The sequence below is a fragment of the Streptomyces sp. NRRL S-495 genome (genome assembly GCF_000966955.1).
Taxonomy (GTDB): domain Bacteria; phylum Actinomycetota; class Actinomycetes; order Streptomycetales; family Streptomycetaceae; genus Kitasatospora; species Kitasatospora purpeofusca.
On record NZ_JZWY01001037.1, the window covers coordinates 1 to 6767 of the forward strand.

Below are 6767 nucleotides of genomic sequence, written 5' to 3' on the forward strand. Positions count from 1 at the left end.
CAGGGGGGACCCTGTGGGAGAGTAGGACGCCGCCGAACAATCATTGTGAAGAACCCCCGTCGGGAAACCGACGGGGGTTCTTTGCGTTCCGGGGTGCTTTTTCCAACGCCAAATGAGGTATTCCGGGGCGTCAGCCGTTGTAGGAGCCGACGGTGGCGTCGTTCAGGGCGTTGATGGCGTCGTCCCCGGCGACCTGGTTGTCGTCGCCGACGATGACCGTCCCGTAGTTGCCGCCTGCCGCCTGGGCGGCGTCGACGGCGGTCCCGGCCACTCCGCTCGAACCGTTGTGGGAGCCGACGGTGGCGTCGTGGCCGGCGTCGATGATGTCGTATCCGGCGACCTGGTTGCCGTTGCCGACGATGACGGTCCCGTGGTTGCCGCCGGAGACGACGTCGGCGCTCGCCGCGGTCGGCACGGCGGCGAGGCCGAGGACGGCGAGCAGCGCCAGGGATCGGCCGATGTGACGGTTCATGGGGATTCTCCGCTTCTGTCAGACGATGCACCTGTTGGGTGCAAAGGTGACAGTAGGCGCGGTACCCGGGGCGGCGGGTGAGGGTCCGCCGCCCGTGGCGTGTCGGGTGACGGTGACGGGCCCGCGGTGCGGTCAGGCCTGCGCGGTGGGCCGGACCACGATCTCGCCGACGTCGATCCCCTCCGGCTGCTCGATCGCGTAGGCGATGGCCGAGGCGACGGCGGACGGCGGCATGGCGATCTCGTCGCGCTGCCGGATCATCGCGGCCGCGACCTCCGGGCCGGCGCCCTTGCCGATGCCCTCGGTGTGGGTGAAGCCGGGAGAGACGAGGGTGACGCGGAGGTCGGGGCCCGACTCCTGGCGCAGCCCCTCGGTGAGGACCTTCACCGCAGTCTTGGTGGCCGCGTAGACGCCCTGCGGCGATTTGACGGTGTAGGCCGCGGTGGAGCCGATGGTGACGAAGTGGCCGGAGCGCTGGCGGCGGAAGAGCGGGAGGGCGGCCGCGATGCCGTTGAGGAGGCCGGTGATGTGGGTCGCGACCATGGCGTCCCAGTCGTCCTGGCGCAGGTCGTCGAAGGGCGAGACGGCCATCGTGCCCGCATTGGACACGAGTACGTCCAGCCGGCCGAACCGCTCGACGGCGGTGTAGGTCAGGCGTCGGAGGTCCTCGCGGCGGGTGACGTCGACCAGGACGCCGGTGGCGGTGCCGCCCCGCGCCGTGATGCGGTCCACGACCGCGTTCAGCCGGTCCTCCCGGCGGGCGCCGAGGACGAGCCGGGCGCCCTGTTCGGCGAGATGGGCCGCGGTCGCCTCGCCGATGCCGCTGCTGGCACCCGTGATCGCGATGACCTTGCCCCGAATTCCCGACATGTGCGGCCTTCCTCTCCTGGGTGTGCGCGGGTGGTGCGCCGACATAGAGTGGAACCGGGGACGTCCCCGGTTTCCCGAAGGTTAAGTGGGGACGCCCCCGCTTGGCAATCCGACCGATGCTTCGGGACGGGACGGGACGAGGAAGGGACGGGGAACGGTGACCGAGGACGGAGCAGGGCGGCCGCTGCGGGCCGACGCGCGGCGCAACAGGGAGAAGATCCTGGCCGCCGCCGTGCGCGTGTTCACGACGCAGGGGCTGGACGCGCACCTGGATCGCGTCGCCAAGGAGGCGGGTGTGGGCAGCGCGACCCTGTACCGCAACTTCCCCACCAGGGAGGCCCTGGTGGAGGCGGTCTACCGGGACGAGGTGGCCCGGCTGTGCGCGGCGGCGCCCGCGCTGCTCGCCGAGCATCCGCCGATGGAGGCCCTACGGGTGTGGACGAGGCTGTTCCTCGACTACGTCACGGCCAAGTACGGCATGATCGACGCGCTGCGCGCCATCGCCGCGACCGGGGAGAGCCCCTACGGCCACAGCCGGGAGCTGGTCCGGGCCGCCGTCGCCACCCTGATGGAGGCGTGCGCGGCGGCAGGGGTGATCCGCACCGACATCGGCCCCGCCGACCTCGCGGCCGCCCTCGAAGGCATCGCCCTCACCTCGGCGGGCGCCGACCGCCGGCCGCAGGCCGAGCGGCTGCTCGACCTCACCCTGGACGGCCTCGCGGTGCGGGGCTGAGGCCGCCGGCTCAGGCGTAGACGCGGGCGTACAGTTCCTCGATCTGGGTGGCGGTGGGGACGGCCGGGTTGTTGGCGGGGGAGCCGGAGGCCAGGGCCTGTTCGGCCATGAGCGGGGTGAGCCCGGTCCAGGCGGCGTGGTCGATGCCGTAGCTGCGCGGGGTGGGGACGGCCAGGTCGTCGCAGAGGGTGTGCAGGGCGTCGACCAGCTTGGCCGAGGCCGCGGCCGCGGGGTCGGCGGCGGTCGCCGCACCCAGGGCGCGGGCGCAGTCGGCGTAGCGCTCGGGCGCGGCGTGGACGGAGAAGGCGGTCACCGCCGGGAACAGCATGGCGTTCGACAGGCCGTGGGCGACGTGGAAATGGGCGCCGATCGGGCGGCTCATGCCGTGCACCAGGGCGACGCTGGAGTTGGAGAAGGCGATGCCGGCCTGGGTCGCGGCGAGCATCATCGCCTCCCGGGCCTCGGCGTCCGAACCGTCGGCGTAGGCGCGGCGCAGATGCCGGCCGATGGTGGCGATCGCGGTGAGGGCCAGGCCGTCGGTGAAGGGGCCGGACTTGCGGCTGACGTAGGCCTCGACGGCGTGGGTGAGCGCGTCGACGCCGGTGTCGGCGGTCAGCCGGGGCGGCATCGAGAGCGTCAGTTCCATGTCGACGACGGCGGCGATCGGCAGGAACGCCGGGCCCAGGCACATCATCTTCTCGTCGGTGGCGCTGTCGGTGATGACGGTGACCTGGGTGGCCTCCGAGCCGCTGCCGGCGGTGGTGGGGACGGCGATCACCGGGAGGGCCGGTCCGAGGTTGACGTGCGGCGCCTTGTAGTCGCGCATCCCGCCGCCCTGCACGCCCAGCAGGGCGAGGGCCTTGGCGGTGTCCATCGGGCTGCCGCCGCCGAAGCCGATCACCGAGTCCGCCCCGTGCGCGCGCAGGGCCTCCAGGCCGGGGGCGAGGGAGTCGGTCGTCGGGTCGGGCACGGTGCCGTCGAACAGCGCGGGGTGGAGCCCGGAACCGCGCAGGATCCCCAGCAGGCGCTCGGCGGCGCCGGTGCCGGTCAGGAACGCGTCCGTGACCAGGAGCGGGCGCCGCAGGCCGAGGCCCGCGACGACGGCTCCCAGTTCCTCGGCCGCGCCGCGGCCGATGCGCAGGATCCGGGGCAGGGACAGACTGGCAACCACGGGCAACCCCTCGGCGGTGGGAGGACGGTGGCCCCCGGCACGGGCGGGCCGATCCGACTCTGCCGTGCGTCCGGTGTGCGTTCAACCGCCAATCGCGCAGAGGGGGTGTGCGGAAATGCAGATAGGCTGCCCCGATGCGCCCCCGGTCCAGCCCCAGCCCCCGCTCCGGCTCCGGCCCCAGCTCCCGCTCCCGCCAGGAGATCCCGGCCCCGGCGGCGGTGGAGCGCCCCGGCGGGCCCGATCCGCGCGAGCTGCGCGCGGACGACCTGCGCCATCTGCTCGCCGTCGCCCGCACGGGGCGCCTGGTGAGTGCCGCCGACGCGCTGGGGGTGGACCACACCACGGTGTCCCGCCGGATCACCGCGCTGGAGCGGAGCCTCGGCGTGCGGCTGATGGAACGCGGCACGGAGGGCTGGGTGCTGACGGACGCCGGCCGGGCGGTCGCCGAGAACGCCCGCACGATCGAGGACGCCCTGGTCCGGGTCGTGGACGCGGTGTCGGGCCAGGACCCGCCGTCCCTGCACGGCACCGTCCGGGTGAGCGCCCCGGACGGCTTCGGCACCCTCTTTGCCACTCCGGCACTGGCCCGGGTGCGCCGCCGCCACCCCCGGCTCCAGGTCGAACTCATTACGGCGACAAGGGAGTTGCCGCTGCGTCCGGCGGGCTTCGACCTCGCCCTGACGATCGGCCGGCCGCCCCGGAGCCGACTGGTGACCGAGCACCTCACCGACTACGCCCTCGGCCTGTACGCCGGTGACGAGTACCTCGCCCGGTGCGGGGCGCCGGCCGCGGTGGCCGAACTGCGGGAGCACCCGCTGGTCTTCTACATCGAGTCGATGCTCCAGGTCGGCGATCTCGACATCGAACGCCATCTGCCGGGCTGCACACCGGCGTTCTCCTCCACCAACGTCTTCGCCCAGGTCGAGGCGACCCGGCTGGGCACCGGTGTCGGCGTGCTCCCGGCCTTCCTCGCCGACCGGGCCGGGCTGAGGCGGCTGCTGCCCGAGGAGGTCGACATCCGGCTCCCGATCACCCTGGCCGTCCGCCGCGAGGCCGTCACCCACCCCGCCGTCCGGGCCGTCCGCGACGCCCTGCACCACGAGGTCGCCGAACGCGCCGCCGAGCTGCTGCCGCCCACGCTCGACCGGTAGCGCCCCGGGGCACCGTGAACGCGGACGGCGGCCGCGGCGCCCCGGGGAACCGGGTGCCGCGACCGCCGTGGTGGTCGGCCGGGGGGTGTTACTGGGTGACCGGGCGGAAGAGCCAGTGGAGGCGGGCGGTGCCGGCTCCGGGGCGGGTGACGGTGACGGTGTCGACCGTCGTGCTCCTGGTCAGGTCGAGGTGTTCGTAGGGGCTGGAGAAGTTGGACAGCAGGGTCCCGTTCGGGCCGTCGGCGGTCCTGCACCACAGGTAGCCGCTGTCATTGGAGCGGTAGTCGCCCATGGTGACGGAGTCACCGTTCTGCGGAGTCCCGGGGTGGGCCGCCGTGGAGTTGGCGTACTGGCGGCCGTAGACAAGGTAGAAGCAGTTGTTGTCGCCGTCCGGTCCCGCGGCGATGGTGCTGAACCGCTGATGGTCGCTGTGTGCGTCCGGGGCCAGGTAGACCGGGTAGGGCGCGGTCTCCAGATCGTCGACGGCGAGCGCCGGGGTCGAACCGCCGGAGTCCGTCGCCACGATCTCGGTGAGCGCGGTGCTCTCCTGGGGGCTCTGCAGGAACCAGCGCTGGCCGGCCGAGCCGTTCTGGTCCCGGCCCACGATGCCGAGGCCCGGGCCGAGGTCCGTGAGGAACTGGCGGGTCACGTAGTTCTGCAGGATCCAGGTGCCGTCGCCCTGGGGAATCGGCTGCCAGAGCTGGTCGGGAGCCGTGTTCGGCCACAGCACCGTCCGCGCGTCGCGGGCCGCGCCCTCCTGGCCGAGATAGCGGCCGGCGTAGGGCGCGTTGGCGTAGTGCAGGCGGTAGAAGCCGCTGTACTCCGGGTCGGGCAACAGGTTGAACACCTGGGTCTGGATGCCGGCCCGGTTGATCGGCTGGTCACTGACCGCGTGGGTGCTGCTGCCGGGGGCGGCCACGTTGGTGGTGGCGGCGTTGCGCAGCACGGCGGGGCCCTGCACCGGCACCGTCACCGACTGGGACGATCGCGGCGGGTTCGGCAGGTTGCCGACATCCATCACGACGGGGTAGTGGTCCGACAGCAGCATGGTGTCGGCCCGGTTCATGCCGAGAACGGTGGGGTTCGCGCCGCCGACGGGGACGGCCGCGTAGTCGAGGACGCGGTCCGGAGTGTTCGAGTTCGGCCGCCGGACGGTCGGATGGGTCGGAACCGCCGGGGCGTGCACCGTGAATTCGCCGGCGACCGCGGTGGCGAGCGAGGTGTCCCGCGTGTTCGGGTCGGCCGGGGGCAGCGGTGCGCGGTTGTAGTCGCCTACGGCGATCCATGGCAGCGGGGTCCCGTTGGGGCCCGCGGTCGCCATCCGCTGCCGGATGTTCCGCAGCAGCCCCGGGTCGTCGCCGCCGCTCCCCGAGAAGCCGTGCACCGTGAAGTACACGACGCCGTCGACGTTGACGCCGAGCGCGGGGCGGCCCCGGGAGCCGCTGTCCACCCCGGCCTCGATGACGTACACGTCCTGCGACGGGACCTGGTAGCGGGTCATGACGGCAAGGTTGACCCGCCCGGTCTCGGTGCGCGGGTCGGTGTCCGTGTGCAGCCAGTACAGGTAGCTCTGCGGCCTGGCGGCCGTGCCCCCGTAGCGGTACTCGCGGACCGGGGGAGTGCGGCCGATCCAGTCGAAGAACACCGGCGGGTTCTGCGGGATGTCCTGCGAGAACGTGGCGCCGCTGGGCGGGGCGCCGGCCTCCTGGAGGGCGATGACGTCGGCCTGGTTCTGCAGCGCCAGCTGGTTCACCCCCAGCGTGTACTTGTTCTCGTACGAGGAGGAGTCCTCGCCCGTCCCGCCGGCGGAGCCCGCGCCCTGCATGTTCCAGGTGACGATCCTGCGGTGGTGGCCGGCGCGCGGGTCGAGCCCGCCGGTGTCCCGCAGGAACAGGGACGGCCGGTTGCCGACGTCGGTGGGGACGACGCCCTGGCCGGCGTAGTCGAGGGTCTCCCGGCCGCCCCAGTCGGGAATGGCCTGGCCGCCCTGGGCGAGCGGCTGGAACCGGCTCGGCGCGCCGTTGGCGGAGCCGAACTGGTAGGCGGTGCCGCTCTGGGTGCCGTAGGGCGCGTACGGCAGGTAGGCGCCGCCGGGGGTGGTCTGCTTGACCATGGAGTTGTTGTAGAAGACGTTCTGCGGGCCGGAGGAGCCGGACCACTTGACCGCCTTGGGGCCGGCCGCCCACCAGATCGGGTACCACGTCCCTTCGTCGATCTCGCCGCCCTCGCCGCCGCAGTTGGTCTCGCAGCTGCCGGAGCGGTGCTCGTAGGGGACCCGCAGGGTGTTCTGCTCGAACAGGTTGTTGTGTTCCCAACCGCCGTGCAGGTTGAGGTCCGAGTCGAGGTCGTTGCGGAAGGCGACGTTGCCGC

Annotated in this window: 6 protein-coding genes; 2 read left to right on the forward strand and 4 right to left on the reverse strand. The window is 73.0% G+C overall.

The window, feature by feature from the left end:
• Positions 1-130: 130 nt before the first annotated feature.
• Both VR45_RS38450 and VR45_RS38455 read right to left on the reverse strand, forming a co-directional pair.
• Positions 131-472 (reverse strand): hypothetical protein, encoded by a 342-nt coding sequence (locus VR45_RS38450; protein WP_045944600.1) that lies wholly within the window; start codon positions 470-472, stop codon positions 131-133.
• 132 nt (positions 473-604) lie between these two features.
• Positions 605-1342 carry an SDR family oxidoreductase gene (locus tag VR45_RS38455; RefSeq protein ID WP_045944601.1) on the reverse strand — a complete coding sequence of 246 codons (738 nt, stop codon included), beginning with the start codon at positions 1340-1342 and terminating at the stop codon, positions 605-607.
• Between the two features lie 157 nt (positions 1343-1499).
• Between VR45_RS38455 and VR45_RS38460 the strand changes: the two genes are divergently transcribed.
• Positions 1500-2075 carry a TetR/AcrR family transcriptional regulator gene (locus VR45_RS38460; RefSeq protein ID WP_045944602.1) on the forward strand — a complete coding sequence of 192 codons (576 nt, stop codon included), beginning with the start codon at positions 1500-1502 and terminating at the stop codon, positions 2073-2075.
• 10 nt (positions 2076-2085) lie between these two features.
• Here VR45_RS38460 and VR45_RS38465 read toward each other — a convergent pair whose 3' ends face one another.
• Positions 2086-3246, reverse strand: coding sequence for an iron-containing alcohol dehydrogenase (locus VR45_RS38465; protein ID WP_045944603.1), 1161 nt, complete (start codon positions 3244-3246; stop codon positions 2086-2088).
• A gap of 134 nt (positions 3247-3380) precedes the next feature.
• On the opposite strand from VR45_RS38465, the gene VR45_RS38470 reads away from it, so the two are divergent.
• Positions 3381-4397, forward strand: coding sequence for a LysR family transcriptional regulator (locus VR45_RS38470; RefSeq protein WP_078897424.1), 1017 nt, complete (start codon positions 3381-3383; stop codon positions 4395-4397).
• An 88-nt stretch (positions 4398-4485) separates the two neighbouring features.
• Here VR45_RS38470 and VR45_RS38475 read toward each other — a convergent pair.
• A partial coding sequence (locus tag VR45_RS38475) for an endonuclease/exonuclease/phosphatase family protein (RefSeq protein WP_045944604.1) occupies positions 4486-6767 on the reverse strand: 2282 nt, incomplete at its 5' end.

Coding starts and splice junctions, on each gene's coding strand:
- VR45_RS38450 (WP_045944600.1), bottom strand. CDS start 472: ATGAACCGTCACATCGGCCGATCCCTGGCGCTGCTCGCCGTCCTCGGC.
- VR45_RS38455 (WP_045944601.1), bottom strand. CDS start 1,342: ATGTCGGGAATTCGGGGCAAGGTCATCGCGATCACGGGTGCCAGCAGC.
- VR45_RS38470 (WP_078897424.1), top strand. CDS start 3,381: ATGCGCCCCCGGTCCAGCCCCAGCCCCCGCTCCGGCTCCGGCCCCAGC.